Source organism: Erythrobacter sp. HA7-11 (assembly GCF_055693605.1).
The window spans coordinates 1014850-1034598 of the sequence record NZ_JBVFUF010000002.1 but is presented as its reverse complement, the minus strand read 5'-3'; the positions used below and the strand labels follow the sequence as shown (position 1 = coordinate 1034598).

Genomic DNA, 19749 nt, shown 5'->3' with positions numbered 1-19749 from the left:
CATGGACTCGTCTGTAGAACACCATCATATCAACACAGCCGTGAGTGGTGGAGCGGCAAAACAGGAGGCCCCCAAATGGCTTTATACCAACTGCTGAAGGGAAGTGCGCTGTCCGCTCTTGCGGTGGCGATGGCGGTGACTGTCGCTCCGGTCGAAGCTGAGGCACAGAGTCGCGGTTTCGAAAATCGCGGTGAGCAGTTTCAGGCTCGATCCGACCGGCGCGCCAATCGCCAGCAAGCACGCGGTGAGCGTCGCGGCGAACGGCGTCAGGTTCGGAGCGAACGTCGAGGCGAGCGCCGTGAGGCTCGAGGTGAACGACGCGGTGAACGAAGGGAAGCCCGCCGAGAGGTGCGGACCGATCGCCGCGAGTTCCGTCAGACGCAGAGACAGGCACGCGAAGCGCCCTCGCGCGCACGCGCTGAACGCCAGGCTGAAAGGCGTGGAGAGCGTCGCGGTGAACGCAGGGCGGAGCGCCGTGCAGAACGCCGCACGACAGAGGTCCGCCGAGGCGGCGACCGCCGCGACCGGCGCGCAGTAGAAACGCGCCGCAATCAGACCTACGCAGATCGTAATCGCAACCGCGCCTACCGTGACGGTCGTCGTGACGGCTATCGTGCCGAGCGCCGGGCTGAACGCCGCGATACATACCGGGACGGTCGCCGTGATGGCCGCCGGGCAGAGCGTCGGGCGGATCGGCGCGATCGGTATCGCGACGGTCGGCGTGACGGCTACAGAGACGGTCGCCGTGGCTACCGGGACGGCCGCCGGGGCTACCGGGCAGAGCGTCGTGGCTACCGCAATGGCTACCGGGCCGGATACCGCGATCACAAGCGCTGGAACCGCGCTTGGAGAAAGCACAACCGTTACAACTGGTATGGCCACCGCCGCGCCAATCGGAACATCTTCCGCCTTGGTCGGTACTACTCGCCCTATCGCAGCCACCGTTACAGCCGCGTCAGCATAGGCTTCTACCTTGATAGCCTGTTCTTCTCCTCGCGGTATTACATCAACGATCCATGGCGCTATCGCCTGCCGCAGGTGTATGGGCCATATCGCTGGGTTCGCTATTACGATGACGTCGTTTTGGTCGACATCTACAGCGGCGAAGTGGTCGACGTGATTTACGACTTCTTCTGGTAAGTCAGTAAGTCAGAAGCAAACAGAGCCTCCGCTGGCAGAGATGCTGGCGGGGGCTTCGCTTTGGACTTTCCTACGCTGCGATTGGCTGGCACATAGCCGCGATAGCCCTCCAACAACGATACGTGTTTCATGCCAAAGACTGCCGCCATCCCCGATCAAGCCTCGCTTAAACGCGTGGGAGAGAGCGTCCGCAAACGCCTTGATGCCGATCCGGGCGCGTACAAAGTCGATACCGACAAAGCAGAGATTTACGCCGTTGGTGATTTCCTGTCAGAAGCGGAATGCGCGCGGCTCTGCGAAATGATTGACCTCGTCGCCCGTCCTTCCACGCTTCACGAAGAGCAAGAAAACGATGGGTTTCGCACATCGTATTCCGGCGATCTAAATGCCAATGACAGCTTCGTACGATCCGTCTCACGCCGCATTGATGATTTGCTCGGCATTAATCCTGCGAACGGAGAGTCGATCCAGGGACAGCGCTATCACGTTGGGCAGCAGTTCAAGCCGCACCACGACTTCTTCCATACCAACCAGGTCTATTGGCCGACCGAGCGCAAGCGCGGTGGACAAAGATGCTGGACGGCGATGGCGTTCCTTAATGACGTCGAAGAAGGCGGTGAAACACATTTCACCGAAGTCGGTATCAAGGTCGAACCCAAGCGCGGTGTCTTGCTCGTTTGGAACAACGCCAAGCCAGATGGCAGCCCTAACCGCGATACGCTGCACGCAGGAACGCCTGTGATCAAAGGCGAGAAATACGTGATTACGCGCTGGTACCGAACTCGCAAATGGGGATGAACGAGCGGCACAATGCCGCCCGTTCCCATTCAAGATTTAGGCGCGCGCCAGCGCCTCGGCGATCAGCTTGCGCGAGTTATCAATCCCATACAGCGCGATAAAGCTGCCCATGCGCGGTCCCTGCTCGCTACCAAGCAATGTCTCGTAGAGCGCGCGGAACCAATCGCGCAGGTTCTCAAACCCATGCGCTTCGTCCTTGCCGATCTCGTATACCATCGTCTGCAAGTCTTCCGCCGCCGCATCTTCACTCGCGCCCGCCAAGGCTGCATCGAGCGCGCGCAACGCCGCCGCCTCGTTCTCAGCTGGTGCGCGCTTGTTGAGAGTCGGAACTATGTAATCGCGCGTATAAGCCACCGCTGACGCGATCAAAGTGTCGAGTTCCGGCCCGCGCTCAACCTCATCGAGATAGGTGTCGAGATAGTCGGCCAGATTGCTCTCGGTCGCCTCTGCGCCAAGCACGCTCGCAAGGTTCAATAGCAGACCGTAGCTTACCGGCAGACTATCGCCCGCACCGGGAGCCTCGGCTCCTTCATACCCACCATTGGCGCGCAGCAAATGCCAGGCGGGATTGCCCAGTTGCTTGTCGAGCGGTTGTTCGGTCAGCCGTTCACGGAACTGCCAGTAATCATCGACCGCGCGAGGGATCACGCCGACATGCAGCTGCTTTGCGCTCTTCGGATTTGGGAAAATGTAAAATCCGAGGCTTTCTTGACTGCCATAGGTGAGCCATTCCTCAATAGTCAGGCCATTGCCCTTGGACTTGGAAATCTTCTCACCATTGGCATCGAGGAACAGCTCGTAGATCAGACCATCCGGCTTACGCCCGCCAAGCACCTTGGCGATCTTACCCGATTGCACGCCGGTATCCGTCAGATCCTTGCCGTACATTTCATAGTCGACACCCAGCGCGACCCAGCGCATCGCAAAATCGACCTTCCATTGCAGCTTCGACATACCGCCAAGCACCGATTGTTCGACCTCGCTGCCGTCTTCATCCGTAAAACGAACAATACCGGCGTCGGCGTCGACCACTTCGACAGGGACTTGCAACACACGTCCTGAAATCGGGCTGATCGGCATGATCGGCGAATAGGTCGCCGCCCGCTCAGCGCGCAGGGTAGGCAGCATGATGTCGAGGATCGCCTGATTGTTGCGCAGCACGCTGCGCAAAGCCTCGTCGAACCTAGCTGGAATTGTACATGTCGTTGGAAGCAACGAATTCATAGTCGAAGCCAAAGCGATCCAGAAATTCGCGCAGCATCGCGTTGTTGTGTGCGGCAAAGCTTTCATGCCCGGCCTCAAACGGATCGGGAATCCGCGACAATGGCTTGTGCAGATGCTCGGTCAGCATTTGCTGGTTGGGCACGTTGTCCGGCACTTTGCGCAGGCCGTCCATGTCGTCGCTGAACGCGACAAGGCGGGTCTTGCCGTCTTCAGGCTTTGCTCCAATCAGCGCTTCGAATGCACGGCGGACGAAGGTGGTACGTAGTACCTCTTGAAAGGTGCCGATATGCGGAAGACCGCTCGGGCCATACCCTGTCTCGAACAATACCGGCGAACCATCAGGTTTGACGCCGTCAGGATAGCGTTTCAGCAGACGCTGAGCTTCCTGAAAAGGCCAAGCCTTGGAAGCACGCGCGGCCTCCATCAATTCGTCAATTTGTGCACTGTTGGTCATAGATCAGGCGCTTTTGCGTAAAGGCGGCCAACGCGCAAGCGCGAAACGGTCGAAGCCTGCGTGTTTGCTGTTGGCACGACACCGTCTCGAACGAACTCATTGTTGCAAAAGCCATTTCCTGTGGGACCAATTCTCGAACAGGAAAATTTGTGAATTCAGACGCAAAATTAGGCGCTTGGAAACTAAACCACCCTAGCGACAAACACTATGTCAGGTAGCAACGCCTTCTTCATTTTGATCCCTGCAATGTATGCGCTTTTCACGCTTGCGCTGGTCATCATTGCGTGCGTCGATCGCAGGTTGATCGCCGCGCGATGGGCCGCTGCTGGGTTCTTCGTTGCGTTCACCTCTATCCTTGTTGATGGTTACCGAGATCCAACAGGCAACCCATGGGCGGCATGGTATGCCGTTGCGACGCACTTTTTGCCTCTGCTCATTATGACGCAAGCCTTCCTCGCCCGGCATGATCAGTTCGCGCCGAAAATTGCCGTCGGGCTGACCCTAGCTGCTTGTATCTTTGTGATGCCAGACATGCCCTGGTCTCCTTCTCAGTGGGTCAGAGGCGTATTTGTTCAGTCAGCGTGCGCCCTCATCATTGCTCTCAGCCTTCCCAAGCTTTGGGCTGTCCGGCGCAAATCTGTGGTCGACTTAATCGCATTCTGCATCATTTTGGCTGCTGCGCTTTCCTATGGCGGGAGGACAATTGCGATCGGTCTCAATCCGATCGGTGAAACACGCGAAGACGTTATCGCGTTCTACGAGGGTTTGAATCTCGTCTTCCATTCGGCGAGCGCGCTTATGGGCATGTCGCTTGGCATCGTTTTGGTCATGATGATCGGCTACGACATTGTCCGCGACCGCATCGAGGAAGGCGAGATCGATCCGCTCACAAAGCTCGGCAATCGACGCATGTTTGACCGAAAGATCGCCAAGGAAAAAGTGGGAAGACACGCCTTTGGCGCGGTGATCGCGATCGATCTCGATCATTTTAAACGAGTCAACGACCGATACGGCCACGATGCGGGTGATGATGTGCTGCGAATAGTTGGCGCGCGGCTCGACAGGCTGTTTGCTGAATTTGGCTATGTATTCCGGCTAGGCGGCGAGGAATTCGTTGTCCTGCTCGAAGAACGGCACGCAAGAGGGGTTTCTGCTCTTGCGCTGTCAGCGAGAAAAGCGATTGCTGAGCTGAAGTTCGAGGGTCCGCTCGCTCGCCTCAAGATGACCGCAAGCGTCGGCTTTCACGAACGGATTGGCAAGGACAGCATTGAGGATGCCGTGCAGAATGCCGACCAGGCGGTCTATTGCGCAAAAAACGACGGCAGGGATCGGGTGGTCGGTGCAGTCTATGATCGCGGACTGCAAATCATGAAAGCGGTCGCCTGATCCGAATTCGGAAAAAGATACATTCGTCGGGATCGAATGGCAGGGTGTGTGCATTGATAAACCAAATGGTCCGCGCGACGGCATTTGATTTGGAGCTAGTGCCGGCGTGAGAAAGACTTTTGAGAACAAAAGTAATCCGGGTCGCATTTGAGAAAAGCGGCGTAGCGCGTTCGTGCTGCGCCGCTTTTTTTCGTCGCGAGGCAACGGTACGGCTAGGCCTCAGCCGACAGCGACCAATTGGGTAATCTTGCCGTCCTCGATTGTATACTCGGAATAGGAACAGCAAACCTCGCGGCCATCGGTAAAGGTGTAGCTGATGGTTATGTAGACATTTGGACCGCTCATACCGCTGTCAACGATAGTCACCTTCGGTGCGCCCTTCTTGAAGTTGAGGGCATAAAACGCGCGAATTTGCGCACGTCCGACAGCAACCATGCCATTCGCCTCTACGCGGGCATCCTTGGCAAACGTCGCTACAAAAGCATCGAGATTGCCGGTTCGATAGGCGTTCACATGCGCTTGTACGACCGCAGAATCGTCAGCTTTTGCGACCGCCATTGGTGCGGTGAGCGATGATGCCACGAGCACGGCTGCGCCTAAAAATTTAGCCATTTTGCGCATAATTTTGTCCCCATCCTCAAAAACCGTGCGCAGCATGGGCTGCAATCGTTTACTTTTCGTTCTCGCTCTTTCATTTCAGTCCACGTGAGCACGAACGCCCCCTCCCCGCTTACTCTGCCAGCGCTCCACGCCAGCCATTCGGGCAATTGGCTGCGCTCGCCCGCTGGCGAGACCGGCGCGGTGTCCAAAGGCGACGCGATCATGGCCGCCGCCGATACGCCGATGCTGCTGCTCAACGCGCCGCTGGTTGCAAACCGGCTGGGCTATCCTGACCTGTCGGGCCTCGACCTCCTGGAGCTGTTCGCCTTCGTGCACCCAGCATCATTCTGCGTGCCAACGCCTAGGGGTCTGGCTCAGGCGCTTGAACTGGAAGAGCCAGAGGGCGACGCCGATGTACCCGCATTCCTGCAGACCGCCGCTGCGAAGCTGATCGCCGATTGCGAACAACCCGATTGGTTTGAGCGCGATGGCGCATGGTCGGCGCTTCAATCGCTTGAACGGCTGCGCTGGCCTTGGGCTGGCGTCATGAAACCAAATATCGCAAGGCCCGAGCGTGCGGAAAAGTGGCTGTTCTCAAAGCTCCCTGAATGGGAGGATGCGGGCGAGCGCGCGCCGCCGCGTCAGATCGAACTTTCCGAAGAGGATGTGCTTGCCCAGCTCGATCACCTGACCGGCGAGGGTGCTGAGAAACGCGCGGGCCAGCGTGACTATGCAAAAGACGTCGCGCGCATCTTCAATCCGCGCGACAAGCGAGAGGTGCCGCATATCGTGCTGGCGCAGGCGGGCACGGGTATCGGCAAAACCTTGGGCTATCTCGCGCCTGCATCCCTTTGGTCGCGCGCGGCTGGCGGCACGGTGTGGGTATCGACCTTCACCAAGAACCTCCAACGCCAATTGCGCAGCGAGAGCAAGCGCGCTTGGCCCTCCAAACGCCAGGACGGCACCCCGCCCGTCGTGGTGCGCAAGGGCCGCGAAAACTATCTCTGCCTGCTAAACCTGGAGGACGCGCTCCAGGGCGGTTTTGCGGGGCGCCCCGCCATCCTCGCGCAATTGGTCGCGCGCTGGGCAGCTTTCACGCAAGACGGCGACATGATCGGCGGCGACTTACCTGGCTGGCTCGGCACCCTGTTCCGCAAGCGCGGTATTGCAGCCCTTACCGACCAACGCGGCGAATGCGTCTATGCCGGGTGCCCGCATTACCGGAAGTGCTTTATCGAGCGCGCGAGCCGCAACAGCGTCCAAGCCGATCTCGTCATCGCCAACCACGCCCTCGTCATGGTCAACGCCGCGCGCGGACGCGATCATGCGATGCAGCCGACCCGTGTCATCTTTGACGAAGGCCACCATGTCTTTGAAGCGGCGGATTCGACCTTCGCCGCCGTGCTCTCCGGTCAAGAAGCCATTGAGCTGCGCCGCTGGATCCTCGGTCCCGAACGCAAAAACAGAGGGCGGAGGCGCGGCCTTTCCGCGCGGCTTGCCGATGTCGCAAGTTATGATGACGAAGGCGGCATTGCGATAGAAGACGCTGTCGAAGCGGCACAGGTACTCCTGGCCGAGGGCTGGCTTCAGCGCCTCAACGAAGGCGAACCGTCTGGCCCGCTCGAAGCGCTGCTCGCCCAAGTCCGCGCCGCCACCTATGCGCGTGACGAAAGTGGCGGGGTCGATGCGGGCTATGGGATCGAGACCGAGGCGTCGGGCCTGCCAGGCGAGCTGATCGAAGCGGCGGGCCATGCGGGCGAAGCGCTCGCGGCGATCCGTACGCCGCTGATCAAACTTGCAACTCGGCTCGAGGCCATCATGGCCGACCCTCCCGACTGGCTCGACGGGCAAGGTCGCCAGCGGATCGAAGGCGCGCGGTTCTCTCTCAGCTGGCGGGTCGATTTGCTGAGCGCTTGGGGTGCTCTGCTCGAGCGGCTGGGCGGCCCGGCAGATCCCGAGTTCGTCGACTGGCTCTCGGTCGAGCGCAACGATGCGCGCGAGTTTGATATTGGCATTCACCGCCGCTGGCTCGACCCGATGAAGCCATTCGCGAAGACCGTGCTTGAGCCCGCACACGGCGTGATGCTTACCAGCGCCACCCTAACCGATCGCGTTAGCAGCGAGGCAAGCGAGGACGACAAATGGACCTCAGCCATCGCGCGCTCGGGCGCAAACCACATCGAAAGCGAACCGCTGCGCTCCGCCGCGCAAAGCCCGTTCGACTATGAAAAGCGCGCCGAAGTGCTGATCGTCACCGATATTAAGAAAGGCGATTTGCCCGCGCTCGCAGGCGCTTATGCCAAGCTGATCGAGGTGAGCGATGGCGGCCTGCTCGGCCTGTTCACCGCGATCCGCCGCATGCGAGCGGTACACGGACGCATTGCCGACCGGCTCGCACGAGCTGGCCTGCCGCTCTATGCGCAGCATGTCGATCCGATCGACACCGGAACCCTGGTCGATATTTTCCGCGATGATCCACGCGCCAGTCTGCTGGGCACCGATGCCCTGCGCGATGGTGTCGATGTGCCCGTACCGATCCTTGCGCTGCGTGGTGATGGAGCAAGTGCCCTGGCCCCGCCCTGATATTCTCCATAAAGCACGACGGCTCGCGGCGAGCGCGCACGGTCCAGCGAGCCAGTATGATGATCGCATTATCCGCGCACGGCTCGCTCAGGCATTCGGGCGGCTGATCCGAGGCAAGGATGATGCAGGCCATTTCGTCGTGCTCTCCGCCGCTTTCCCCACCCGCTTGCTCACCGCCTTCCCAGAGGGAACACCCGTCATCCGCTTAACGCTTGAGGAAGCTTTACAACGCGTCGAAATGGGTGTTTCGGGTGACGGAAATGGCGGGGACGATCTCGCCGACGTGCTTGGTGAGGAACCATACATACAGTGAAAATTCTGGGCCTTCTGCGACATGCCAAATCCGATTGGGATGATATGGCCAAGCGCGATTTTGATCGCGGCCTGAATGATCGCGGGCGCAAAGGCGCGGAAATCATCGGCGCGCATATCAAGGACCATGGCATCAAGTGGGATTTGGTGATCGCCAGCCCGGCGGAGCGCGTCAAACAGACGAACGTGCTCTCTTTGCCTGACCTTAATACCGAATATGATGAGCGACTCTACCTCGCCAGCTCAGACACCATCCTTGAGGTGGTTGAAGAGCTTGGGAGCGACCACGACGCGATTCTGATCGGCGGTCACAATCCCGGTTTTCAGGAAGTGCTGCTAGACCTCGTCTCCCCCGCGCATGAAAATGACCTATTCAAGGAGGCTTCGGTCAAATTTCCGACCGCGACATTCGCCGTGCTCGAATGCACGATCGATGACTGGAGTGAGCTAAAGAAATATTGCGCGAAGCTCGTGCATTTTGCTCGCCCGCGCGACCTCGATCCAGAGCTAGGCCCGGAGCACTAACCGTCGAAGATTTGCCGTGGCCCCGCCCCACGCGAAGCCAAATGGTCATCAAGATTGTACAGCTGGCATTTTTTCAGGCTCAAACAGCCGCAGCCAATGCATCCATCCAATCGCTCTCTTGTCCGTTCAAGCTGAGCAATCTTGCGGTCCAACTGCGTGCGGATGGATCGGCTGATCTTGCTCCAATCATTGGCATTGGGCGTACGGCCTTGCGGAAGTTTAGCGAGCTCTTCTTCGATCTCACCAAGCGCTAAACCCAATTGCTGCGCGATGAGGATAAAGCTCAGGCGTCGAATGTCAGAGCGCAGGAATCGGCGCTGATTGCCGCTGGTGCGGATAGGTTCGACCAAACCCTTGTCTTCGTAAAAACGGATAGCGGAGACGGACAAGCCCGTCCGACTTGCGATTTCACCTATCGAAATCAGATCATTCTTGGTCAATGTTCTCACCATGGAGTACGCCTAGACAAAATTGTCCTTGACCTCAAGTGAGGTTGAGGTTGCACTAATCATGCACTTACTGATTCGCGGACACATTTTGCTCCGCCAACAAGGAGTGCAAAAAATGCCAAAAGGTCAAATTGAACACGCCAATCTTTCGGTCACAGATCCCGATCGTAGCGCGGAGCTATTCAAACAATTGCTCGGATGGCACGAACGCTGGCGCGGCCCAAGTCAGAAATTTGGCTGGACCGTGCATGTCGGAGACGAGACGACTTATCTCGCGCTCTACACCGGTGATCACGTCAAAGGTGACTATTCAAAGGGCCAACCGCTCAACCATGTTGGGTTGCTGGTCGATGATCTTGAAGCCGCGGAAAAAGTGGTTGCCGATGCAGGCCTCAAACCCTTTGGTCACGATGAATACGATCCCGGCAAGCGCTTCTATTTCTTCGACTGGGACGGAATCGAGTTTGAGGTCGTCAGCTATGCCGGGGACAGCCAATGAACGAACCGATACTAAAAGAACCGATATTCGGCCATCACAACAATCGCGATTGCTCCGAGCCGCCTTCGTCCCGTAATACTGGCTTGGCTGAGCCACGCGTCCAGCTCTCATCCGTGTGGTCAACGATCAGTTCGCTTTTCCACGGGCGGCACAAGTCAAAGGCCTCATGCGGGGTTCCGGAGACCCAAGTCTGATAGTCTTCCGGTACGCAATAAAACTGGCATGCGGTGATGGATGTCGGCAGCGGCTGAACCGGCGCTGTCGGTCATAACCATTGAGTAGCACTGGCCCCATTCGTCGGAATTGCGCCAAACCCCTGCGCAGGCAAACAATTCACCATCGGGGAGAGACATCCAAGTGCGAGTCTTCGCGCCCTTGGCACCTTGCGCTTCGGCCCAGGCGGTCGCTGGGATCAGGCAACGGCGTTCCTCAAAGGAATGCCGCCAAAAGAAACTCTTCAGCTTGTCTTGGCGGGCATTGTTGACCGGCTTTGGCTTGAGCATCTTGCCGCTCTTGCCCTTCATCACCAGCGGAAAGCCCCAATTCATCTGGCGCAGCTTTCCGTCGGCAACGACCGCTCCGGGATAGCCGGGATAGACTTCGGACCCGAAGTTTGCGCCGCCCAAGGCCTCAATCGCGCCAAACCACTTGGCGACCTCGTCCTGCGCTTTGGTCATCCGGTAAAGATTGCACATCAGGCGTTGCCCACCACGAAGCAGGCTGCTGCCATCAACGCTCCGGCCCAGCGGTTTGAGCGGAAGCGGGAGAGCGGATTTTCGGGATCACTCGCGTCAAGTGTTGCGACCTGCCACACCAAATGGAACGCGACCGGAAGCAAAGCCATCAAGGCTATCCAGTCAGGGCGGTAAAGCCAAAATCCGAGTGCCCACAATGCAATCGCCGCACCATAGAACACAGCTACGCCGCTTTTGACCCTCTCCCCCAAGCGAAGCGCTGAGGATCGAATGCCGACCAGCGCGTCATCCTCTCTGTCTTGCAGGGCATAGATCGTGTCGTAGCCGATCACCCAGGCGATGCAGCCGGCGTAGATGCAGGCGAGCACGTCCCAATTGTCGAGCCGCACATGGGTCCAACCCACCAACACGCCCCATGTAAAAACCATGCCTAGCCAAGCCTGGGGCCACCAAGTGATCCGCTTCATAAATGGATAGGCAGCGACGAGTGCTAGACTTGCGAAGGCAACAATCTGCGCCTCCAGCCTCAGCTGGAGCAGAACTACGAGTCCGACGAGACACAGAGAGACCAGCCATATCCAAGCTGTGCGTTTCGACACGCGTCCACTAGCCACAGGGCGCAAAGCTGTACGCGCGACCTTCTTGTCGAGATCGGCGTCAACGACGTCGTTATAAACACAACCTGCACCGCGCATCGCGATCGACCCCAACAGCAGCCAGCCAAGCAGCACAAGCTGCGGCCCTGTACCAGCAAGCCAAACGCCAAAGACGCATGGCCAGAACAGCAGCCACCAGCCAATCGTACCGGTCGAAGCGGGCCAATTGCGCCAAATCTCTTGGCAATTGCGGCAGCAGGGCAATCAGCCCGCGATGCTCGCTATCAGGGACGATCTGTTCGCTCACACTTGCTCTCTAGCCGCGCGCACGCCAAGGGGGAAGCCATGCCTGCGACCCCATCTTGGCCCCCGAAAAGCGCGCCGCGCCTGTTTGTCGAACACGATCTTGCGGCAGGCGAGATTCTTATGATTGGTGACCAGCAGGGTCACTATCTTTCGCGGGTTATGCGCGTGCAAGAGGGCGATGCGGTGATCCTGTGCGACAATGTGACAGGCGAATGGGCTGCGCGGGTGGTCGAAGCAGGCAAGCGCGATGTGACGCTCGAACTGGTCGAGAAACTGTGCGACCGTGAGGAAGTTCCGGACCTTTGGCTCTGCCCAGCTCTGCTGAAAAAGGACCGCTTCGACATGGTGCTGGAAAAGGCTACCGAATTGGGCGCCGCGCGGATCCAGCCCGTTATTACGCGACGTTGTGTCGCAGACAAACTCAACCTGGAACGGGCACGCACCCTCACCATCGAAGCTGCCGAGCAATGCGCGCGCACCGCGCTGCCGAAGCTCCTGGCACCGCAGAAACTCGATGCCATGCTGCGTGACTGGCCAGCCGACCGCGCGTTATTCTTTGCCGATGAAGAAGGCGGAGAGCTTGCGGCTGATGCGTTTGTCTACCATGAGGGCGCCGCGGCGATCCTGATCGGCCCGGAAGGCGGCTTCGACGATGCCGAACGTGCGGCCATCCGCGCCCACCCTGCGGCCAAGCCAATCTCGCTCGGCCCGCGTATTCTACGCGGCGAAACAGCTGCGATAGCCGCGCTCGCGGTCTGGATGGCCGAGGCCGGCGACTGGAACGACTTGGACGAAGCCGAAGTTTGACTTCGTTGCACCCAATGCAATTTACGCTTCCCACTCGCAGATCAGTTTCCTAAGGCAACCGGCATGAGCACGCGCGAAGCCTCCAGCGAGCAAGATCCGATCATCGAAGACCGCGACCAATTGGTCGCGCCAATGCAAGGCGGCGAAAAGTCCAAAGCAGATTGGCGGATTGGGACCGAACACGAAAAGCTTGTATATCGACGCGAGGACTTTCGCGCCCCGTCCTATGACGAACCGAACGGCATTCGCGATATCCTTTTGAGTTTGTGCGAATTTGGCTGGGAGCCGATCGAAGAAAACGGCAATGTCATCGCGCTTAAGGGCGAAGACGGAGCGGTTAGCCTTGAGCCTGCGGGCCAGCTAGAGCTCTCCGGCGCAGCACTTCGAAACCTGCACGAAACTTGCGCGGAAACAGGCCGCCATCTTGAGCAGGTAAAGGCCATTGGCGAGCGCTGTGGTATCGGCTTCCTCGGCCTCGGCATGTGGCCAGACAAGACCCGCGAAGAGCTGCCCGTGATGCCAAAGGGCCGCTATCAAATAATGATGCGGCACATGCCCAAGGTCGGCAATCTCGGCCTCGACATGATGCTGCGGACCTGCACCATTCAAGTCAATCTCGACTATTCATCTGAAGCCGACATGGCTCAGAAATTCCGCGTCGGCCTAGCTCTGCAGCCGCTGGCGACCGCCCTGTTTGCGAACTCGCCTTTCACCGAAGGCAGGCCCAACGGCTACCTCTCCTATCGCTCGCACATCTGGTCAGATACCGATCCGCATCGCACAGGCATGCTCCCCTTCGTATTCGAAGACGGCTTCGGCTATGAACGCTGGGTCGACTACATGCTCGATGTGCCAATGTATTTCGTGTTCCGCGACGGCAAATACATCGACGCAGCGGGACAGAGCTTTCGCGATTTTCTTGAGGGTAAGCTGCCCGCCCTACCCGGCGAGAAGCCAACGCAAAGCGACTGGTGGGATCACCTCTCGACCGCTTTCCCAGAGGTACGGCTTAAGAGCTTTCTTGAAATGCGCGGAGCCGATGGTGGTCCGTGGAGCCGCATTTGCGCGCTTCCTGCCCTCTGGGTTGGCCTTCTCTACGATCAGGGCGCGCTTGATGCTGCCTGGGATCTGGTCAAAGATTGGTCGATGGAAGAGCGTGAACGCCTGCGCAATGATGCACCCAAGCTGGGGCTAGATGCCCAAATTCCCGGTGGCGGTACGATGCAGGACTTGGGCAAAGAGGTGCTGGCGATTGCGCGCCAAGGACTCAAATCTCGCAACGCACTGAACCTGAGCGGCGACAACGAGACAGGATTTCTCGAAACGCTCGACGAAATCGTCGCGAGCGGCAAAGTGCCCGCGCAGCGCCTGCTTGATCGCTATCACGGCGAATGGAACGGGGACATAACCCGCGTCTACAAATACAGCTTCTGACTATTCGGCTGGTTCGGCGACGGAACCAACCTGCACGCGCCGACCGCGGCTGAGCACCGCACGCTTTAACCGCGCAAGCGGAGCAGTAATGACGCCGTGCCGCTCCATCCAATCGTAGTATTCGCGATATTTCGGATCCTCGGCGAGCAAATGCACCTCTTCTGTCCGTGCGCGCCAGTAATAGATCGCATTCACCGCCAGCAGGAAGAAAGTGTTGCGGATCGCGTCGGTCATTGACCCATTTGTCACGAGGAACGGCATTACCGAGCACCACCAGAACAGGTTTTTGCTTAAGTAAGCCGGATGGCGCGTGAAGCGATAAGGTCCGTTGGTCAGCACACCGCGATAGGTAAGGTTTGAAAAGCGGATACCGAACGCAACTGTCGCCCATGCATAGACCGCGGTGAGGAAGACGAGCCACGCCGCCCACACCCAAAGCAGCGCTGGATTGCCATCAAACCAAAAGCCCCAACCCTCGACATTGTGCTCGTAGCTTAGAACTTGGCCGTTGCCGATAATGCCCCACACAAACGGCGGGTAACAGATAAGCGCCGCAAGCCAGCCACCCAAAAACGGATTGCCGCTACGGATGTGCGCGTCGAGCGGGCGCATTGTGAAAAGGTAGCCGACCGTCCCGATCTGCACGTCGATTACAAACAGCAGCGCGATGAGGATCAGGCCCAGCTCGACCGGGTTCTGATAGATTGCGGCTATGTCGGCTTGGACAATCTGTGCCCAGCCAAACGGCAGGATCGAGATCATAAATGCGCCGAAAAAAGCCTTGATGATCCAGGCTCTCCAGTGCTTCTTAACCGCCTCTGCGTCGAACGCTTCGCGCCCGATCAGCATTGCACCAAAATGCCATGCTCCATCGCGCGGGTCGACCATATAGCGGTCGATCCACAGCACATAGGGAACAGTCAGCACTACGAGCGGAATTGCTGCAAATGCCAGCACTTCCATCGCAAACAGATATTGGCCGTTCCAATACCACCTTGCGAGACAGTACAATCCGGCGATGATCGCCCATGTAGCCCATAGCCCTGCGATCTTGACGATCGAGACCTCGAGCGTGTCGGCCATAGATTTCTTTTGTGACCAATCTAGGCCTGTGGACGGCCTTAAATGCACGCGGTCGACCAAGATCGACCAAATCGCCATTGGTCCTGCGGTAAACAGCATCGTCGCAAGCGCCGCATAGGGACCAGACAGCACACCTCGCGGGCCGGGAATGTCAAAAAACTCTGCAATCGCCGGATAGGTTCGGCAGAACAGCAACCAGACCAGCATGCCCAGCAAGCCGGCGAACCCAACGCCCGCAGACACATCGCTGCACGGCGGAGCGTAAGCTACGCTGTCGGTCTTGCCGCTGTCCGTTTCTGCGATCGCATTCATTGCCCCTTGCCCTTAGCGGCAAAGGGTTAACAGCTTGGATAGAAAACCCGCGCCGTCCCGGGGAGGAACAGCACAGGCAGAACGGTTAACCGTAGACTCTTACCGCCAAGCGTGGATCGTGCCGCCATCGTCCAGCAAATACATCATGTTATCAGCGACGATCGGCGGCAGGCTCACCGGATCATCGAGCTCAGCGAAGCCCTGAGCCGAGCCCTCCCCAGTGCTGATCCGATAAAGCGCACCGCGCGAGCTTGCCACCCAGAGCTGGCCGCCGGCGAGAACTGGACCGGTCCAGAAAATCGCGCCCTTTTTGTCCTCCTCATCGCGGTATTGCGGCAATTGCGTGATCCAACGAGATCCGGCCCGTTGAACGGGCAATGGCGAGCAATCGCGCGTCGTCCGTGAGCGTAAAGATCCACTCACCCGCAATCGCTGGTGTAGATATCCCGGCCAGGTTCAATTCCCAAATCCGCTGCCCGGTAAGCAGTTCATAGGCTGCCATCCGGCTCGCCTTGCCCAAGCGCATAGACGCGCCCGGAATCGATAATCGGGTCGGCGTCGATGTCGGTGAGCGAGCCAACTTGCGTCGAAATATTGGTCCGCGAAAGAGCGTCGGCCCAGAGGGTCCGCCCGTTCTCATAGCGATAGGCGGAAAGCTCCCCGCTCGAATATCCCGCGATCACTGTGCCCTGTCCCGCTGCAGGGGCGGCCACGCCGAAAACGCCAGCCTGCGTGGCAGAGCCCGCATCATTCCACAGCAATTCGCCAGTTGCTGCGTCCAGCGCAAACACCTGATTATCTTGCGTCATCACATAGACTTGGCCGAAAGCGATGGTTGGCGAGCCACGCAGTGGCCCCGAAGGCTTCACCTTCCAGATTTCAGCTCCGTCATCGGCGTTCAGCGCTTTGACCTCGCCAGCACCGTTAGTGGCATATAGCCTGCCATCGGAATAGCTGACGCCGCCACCAAAAGCGGAAGGGCGCATGTCGGCTTCCATTTCAGGAGAGATTTGCCAGCGGCGCGCGCCGGTCTTCGAGTCAAAGCTGTGAATGGTTCCGTCAGTTCCGACCGCAAACAACGCGCCGCCGCCAACAACTGGAGCGGCTGCCAAACGCGTGCGCCCATTCGAGCCAGCAATCTGGGCCGTCCATGCTCTTGTCGGCGTGTCGGACAATGCCAGGTGACCATAGGATTTGCTGGCTGAACCACCCACCTGCGCCCAGGCTTCGTTCGTCTGAGCAGGAGGTAGGACGACGCTGACCTGCGCCAAAGACGGATCGACCGTCGCACCGCTTTCAATCCGCGAAAGGATGGGAGTGCGTTCGCCGACTGTCGGGGTCGCCTTTTTGTCGCCTCCGCCAAACAGGCCACCGCTGCAACCCGTTACCAGCGCAGCCAATGCGCCTGCAAACAATGCGTTGCGTGAAGTCTTGGTAATGCTCGTCATCATCCGTCCAATCAGACTGTTTCCTTGCGGTGCGTTATAGCTCGGCACCTTTTAATTTCGTGAATGCTCTCGATCACTATGCCGGGGAGTCGGCGCACCTGCTGGGGCGCCGCCGACAGGATTTCCGTCTTCGTCGATCACCCCTTCATCTTCGAGCAGTTCCTCGGGGTCTTCGATCGCATCGACACCCAACAAACCAGCCATCTGGCGGGCGCGCGCGCGCAAGGTTTCCGGCACGCCCTCATCTTGCGAAATCGCAGCAAACAGCGCGCCCGCTTCAGCATCGTTCCCAGCCTCAAGGTGCGCCATCGCTGTCAGCTCACCCGCGCTCCCGAAAAAGGCATTGCCAGGAACGGCCAGCCCCTTCAGTTTTTCGATCACTTCTGACGGTTCGCGTTCGTCGAAATTGGTCGCAACCTCGCGAATTGTCGCCAAATCGCGCAAGGCTGGCGGAGTATTCTCGTCACCTGCGATCTGCGCAAACAGAGCAATCGCAGCAGCCTTGTCATCATTTTCAAGTGCGGCGCCAGCTTGCAGCATCAGCGCACTCGCCTTCGCAGCCGGCCCGCCAGTTGTCGAGAGCTCGCTCGCGGCTTCGCTGGCCGCGTCGAAATTGTTGGCTTCCACTTGATCAAGCGCACCGACAAGCACTTCAGACTGAGCTTCCATTTCGCCTTCTTTTTGCGCATCCCAAAACAGGTATCCGCCAAACCCAAGCAAAATGACGGCCAAGCCGCCGATCAGAACGGTGCCGTATTTCTTGCCGAACTGTTCAAGATCATCTTTGCGAACGGCTTCGTCGATTTCGCGCAGAATGACCTCGTCTTCTGCTGCCTTCTTCGCTGCCTTGTCGTCTTCGGCGGTCTTCCCGCCCTTTGGTGTCAGCGCCACGTGGGCCCTTTCCGTTAAGTCTTAGCTATGATGGGTCGCAGCTTTAGGGGTGCATTGCAGCGACCGCAATGCTCTCTGGCCAAAGTCTCCAGAGAGTTGAGCAATCTGCGGTTGAACAGCAGGTTAAGCGCGCAGCCAAGCCACCTTAAAAGTCGCGGCCAAGCGCCTTTGCATACAGCGCCTCATATCGTTTGATCATGCTGGCTCTATCAAATTGGGCGAGCGCTCTTTTGCGGTTTGCTTCACCAATTTTTTCCTCAAATCAGGATCTTGAGCCAGTGCCTTCAAAGCATGGGACAGCGCCTCGGCAGAATTCGCTTTACAGATCAGATCACAATTTTCATCCGCTACGATCTCTCGCACATCCCCCACATCTGGCGCTGCAACTGGCACGCCGGCCGCCATCGCTTCCACCACGGACAAGGGGAACTGTTCGCTTTTTGAAGAGAGCGCGAAGATATCGAACAGCCCGACCGCTGACGCAGGATCAGCGACTTTCCCTGGCAGATGCACGCGGTGGCTTATGTCTGCTTCGGCTGCCGCTGCACGGATAGCGTCTTTTTCCGGCCCCTCACCCAGAATGACCAAATGCCATTCCTCCGGTAGCACCGCGAAGGCTTCGACCAGCATCGTAAGCTGTTTTACCGGACGCAAGCCAGCAAGAGTGCCAACCCAGAACTCGCCCTTGTGTTTCACCACGCGCAGGCTGTCTGCTTTAGGGGTCTTGGCAAAAGCCAGAGTGTCCACACCGTTGGGGATCCTGACTACGCGTTCGCCCGGCTGATCCCACACTTCGAGCGCGATTTTTTCCAGCGTTTCCGATGGCACAACTAGCGCCGCAGAGCGCCCCAGAGCAATCCGCCTAAACCAATTACGACTGGCTTTGAGCTTCTCGGCCTCATCTTCGTTGAACCCATCTTCATGATGGATAAGCGGCGGTAAGTCGAAAGCGCGACTGAATACGGTATGCGCCATGACGACATCCATCGCGCCCCAATTATAGGTTAGCACGAGGTCATATGCGGTCAGCGCCTTGGCAATTTTCTGCAATCGCCCAGGTGAGGGAAATCCGCTCAAGGAAGGAAAATCACGCGGAAACCTCACCGGCACGGTTTTGGCGATGGCTGTATGAGCGCCCAATTGATCGGGCTGCCCGGAAATGATCGTATGGTCGAGCCGCCCTCCCCACGCATTCATCAAATGGACGCTGCGCAATTCCTTTCCTCCAGCCGAGAAAGTCGAATGGCAGTGAAGCACCTTGGGGGCGGATGAATGCGCCCTCACTGTCTTGGACTTGCTCATGCGATTTGGCCCAAAAGTGCATCTATCGCATCGCGCGCTTCGGGTTCGTCCAAGGTCGGCGCGTGACCCACATTTGGGACTGTGACACGCGTCATCGCTGAATTGCGGTTAGCCATTTTCTGAACTGTCGCCTCGGACAGCAGATCGGACAATTCGCCTCTTACCAATACCATCGGCACATTTTCGAGCGCGCTGTAGGCCGGCCACAAGTCCGCCGGCGCGGCATTACCCGGCTGCGAAAAAGGCTCGGCAATTGCCATATCGTAGTCGTAGCTGATCCGCCCGTTCTGTCCGACCACCATGGTGCGCTTGGCCATTTTCAACCACTGATCAAGATCATAGGTAGGAAAGCTCGATTGATGGACACTCGCCATAGACCGCGCCGCGTGAACCCAGGTCGGATAACTGCGCTGCTGTCCGACGTAACTGCCGATCCGCTCAATGCCTGCAGGATCAATCTCTGGCCCGATATCATTCATGACAACGCCTGCTATGCGCCCGGGCTTCGCAGCGGCCATCAACATCGTCATCAAGCCGCCCATCGATGTCCCTACCGCAATGAAACGATCAATGCCTTGCTCGGCCAAAAGCTTTTCGACATCATCAACATAAACTGCCGGATTGTAGCTGTCTGATGTTGGCGCATAGTCGCTCATCCCGCGTCCGCGCATTTCGGGCACAAGCACACGGCGATGCTTTGCGAGATGCTCGGCAAGATCCTCAAAATCGCGTGCATTGCGCGTTAGCCCGTGAAGGCAAACTACCGGCAGTCGCGTATTCGCATCATCTGATCCGGCGTAGTCGCGATAATGCAGTGCCAGACCGTCCTCACTTGTCCAGTACCGGTCCTCAAAAATGCCCGTCATGAGCTATCCGCAATCCCTCAATTAACTGTTCCGTTTGGT

The 19749-nt window shown here is 58.5% G+C and carries 14 protein-coding genes and 5 pseudogenes; 8 read left to right on the top strand and 11 right to left on the bottom strand.

Annotation, left to right across the window (positions count from 1 at the left end; all coding sequences use genetic code 11):
* The first annotated feature begins 75 nt into the window (after positions 1-75).
* The gene (locus ACZ1GU_RS05375) at positions 76-1140 is read left to right on the top strand and encodes an RcnB family protein (protein ID WP_472647048.1); all 1065 of its coding nucleotides are present in this window, start codon (positions 76-78) and stop codon (positions 1138-1140) included.
* Here the strand turns inward: ACZ1GU_RS05375 and ACZ1GU_RS05370 are convergent.
* On the bottom strand, positions 1122-1271 hold the full coding sequence (locus tag ACZ1GU_RS05370) for a hypothetical protein (protein WP_472647047.1): 150 nt from the start codon (positions 1269-1271) through the stop codon (positions 1122-1124). The genes ACZ1GU_RS05375 and ACZ1GU_RS05370 overlap by 19 nt on opposite strands.
* Here ACZ1GU_RS05370 and ACZ1GU_RS05365 point away from each other — a divergent pair.
* The gene (locus ACZ1GU_RS05365) at positions 1270-1938 is read left to right on the top strand and encodes a prolyl hydroxylase family protein (protein WP_472647046.1); all 669 of its coding nucleotides are present in this window, start codon (positions 1270-1272) and stop codon (positions 1936-1938) included. The genes ACZ1GU_RS05370 and ACZ1GU_RS05365 overlap by 2 nt on opposite strands.
* Positions 1939-1974: 36 nt before the next feature.
* On the opposite strand, the pseudogene ACZ1GU_RS05360 reads toward ACZ1GU_RS05365, so the two are convergent.
* Positions 1975-3616: pseudogene (locus ACZ1GU_RS05360) on the bottom strand (lysine--tRNA ligase).
* A gap of 207 nt (positions 3617-3823) precedes the next feature.
* On the opposite strand from ACZ1GU_RS05360, the gene ACZ1GU_RS05355 reads away from it, so the two are divergent.
* Positions 3824-5002, top strand: coding sequence for a GGDEF domain-containing protein (locus ACZ1GU_RS05355; RefSeq protein ID WP_472647045.1), 1179 nt, complete (start codon positions 3824-3826; stop codon positions 5000-5002).
* 219 nt (positions 5003-5221) lie between these two features.
* On the opposite strand, the gene ACZ1GU_RS05350 is transcribed toward ACZ1GU_RS05355, so the two are convergent.
* Positions 5222-5614 carry a nuclear transport factor 2 family protein gene (locus ACZ1GU_RS05350; protein ID WP_472647044.1) on the bottom strand — a complete coding sequence of 131 codons (393 nt, stop codon included), beginning with the start codon at positions 5612-5614 and terminating at the stop codon, positions 5222-5224.
* 210 nt (positions 5615-5824) lie between these two features.
* Between ACZ1GU_RS05350 and ACZ1GU_RS05345 the strand changes: the two are divergent.
* Positions 5825-8498: pseudogene (locus tag ACZ1GU_RS05345) on the top strand (ATP-dependent DNA helicase).
* Positions 8495-9022: a SixA phosphatase family protein gene (locus tag ACZ1GU_RS05340; protein ID WP_472647043.1), complete on the top strand. Its 528-nt coding sequence runs from the start codon at positions 8495-8497 to the stop codon at positions 9020-9022. The pseudogene ACZ1GU_RS05345 and the gene ACZ1GU_RS05340 overlap by 4 nt, the downstream one beginning before the upstream one ends.
* On the opposite strand, the gene soxR is transcribed toward ACZ1GU_RS05340, so the two are convergent.
* A complete protein-coding gene (gene soxR / locus ACZ1GU_RS05335; RefSeq protein WP_472647042.1) occupies positions 9019-9474 on the bottom strand; it encodes a redox-sensitive transcriptional activator SoxR in 456 nt (151 codons plus the stop codon). The two genes, ACZ1GU_RS05340 and soxR, sit on opposite strands and share 4 nt — an antisense overlap.
* A 112-nt stretch (positions 9475-9586) precedes the next feature.
* Here soxR and ACZ1GU_RS05330 point away from each other — a divergent pair, with 112 nt between their 5' ends.
* Positions 9587-9970: a VOC family protein gene (locus ACZ1GU_RS05330; protein WP_472647041.1), complete on the top strand. Its 384-nt coding sequence runs from the start codon at positions 9587-9589 to the stop codon at positions 9968-9970.
* Positions 9971-10004: 34 nt separating this feature from the next.
* Here ACZ1GU_RS05330 and ACZ1GU_RS05325 read toward each other — a convergent pair.
* Positions 10005-10665 (bottom strand): annotated as a pseudogene (locus ACZ1GU_RS05325) (SOS response-associated peptidase).
* Positions 10665-11568 (bottom strand): annotated as a pseudogene (ubiA, locus tag ACZ1GU_RS05320) (4-hydroxybenzoate octaprenyltransferase). Before ubiA ends, ACZ1GU_RS05325 begins: the two co-directional pseudogenes overlap by 1 nt.
* A gap of 38 nt (positions 11569-11606) precedes the next feature.
* Here ubiA and ACZ1GU_RS05315 point away from each other — a divergent pair.
* Together ACZ1GU_RS05315 and ACZ1GU_RS05310 are read left to right on the top strand one after the other, a co-directional pair.
* The gene (locus tag ACZ1GU_RS05315; RefSeq protein WP_472647040.1) at positions 11607-12374 is read left to right on the top strand and encodes a 16S rRNA (uracil(1498)-N(3))-methyltransferase; all 768 of its coding nucleotides are present in this window, start codon (positions 11607-11609) and stop codon (positions 12372-12374) included.
* 63 nt (positions 12375-12437) lie between these two features.
* Positions 12438-13808, top strand: coding sequence for a glutamate--cysteine ligase (locus tag ACZ1GU_RS05310; protein WP_472647039.1), 1371 nt, complete (start codon positions 12438-12440; stop codon positions 13806-13808).
* Here the strand turns inward: ACZ1GU_RS05310 and ACZ1GU_RS05305 are convergent, their stop codons facing one another.
* The 5 genes and pseudogenes from ACZ1GU_RS05305 to ACZ1GU_RS05285 form a co-directional block, all read right to left on the bottom strand.
* Positions 13809-15203: a methyltransferase family protein gene (locus ACZ1GU_RS05305; protein WP_472647038.1), complete on the bottom strand. Its 1395-nt coding sequence runs from the start codon at positions 15201-15203 to the stop codon at positions 13809-13811. It abuts the gene before it with no gap.
* Between the two features lie 99 nt (positions 15204-15302).
* A pseudogene (locus tag ACZ1GU_RS05300) lies at positions 15303-16651 on the bottom strand (outer membrane protein assembly factor BamB family protein).
* A 51-nt stretch (positions 16652-16702) separates the two neighbouring features.
* Positions 16703-17542, bottom strand: coding sequence for a tetratricopeptide repeat protein (locus ACZ1GU_RS05295; RefSeq protein ID WP_472647037.1), 840 nt, complete (start codon positions 17540-17542; stop codon positions 16703-16705).
* Positions 17543-17737: 195 nt separating this feature from the next.
* On the bottom strand, positions 17738-18844 hold the full coding sequence (locus ACZ1GU_RS05290; RefSeq protein WP_472647036.1) for a glycosyltransferase: 1107 nt from the start codon (positions 18842-18844) through the stop codon (positions 17738-17740).
* Positions 18841-19710: an alpha/beta fold hydrolase gene (locus ACZ1GU_RS05285; protein ID WP_472647035.1), complete on the bottom strand. Its 870-nt coding sequence runs from the start codon at positions 19708-19710 to the stop codon at positions 18841-18843. Before ACZ1GU_RS05285 ends, ACZ1GU_RS05290 begins: the two co-directional genes overlap by 4 nt.
* Positions 19711-19749: the final 39 nt, after the last annotated feature.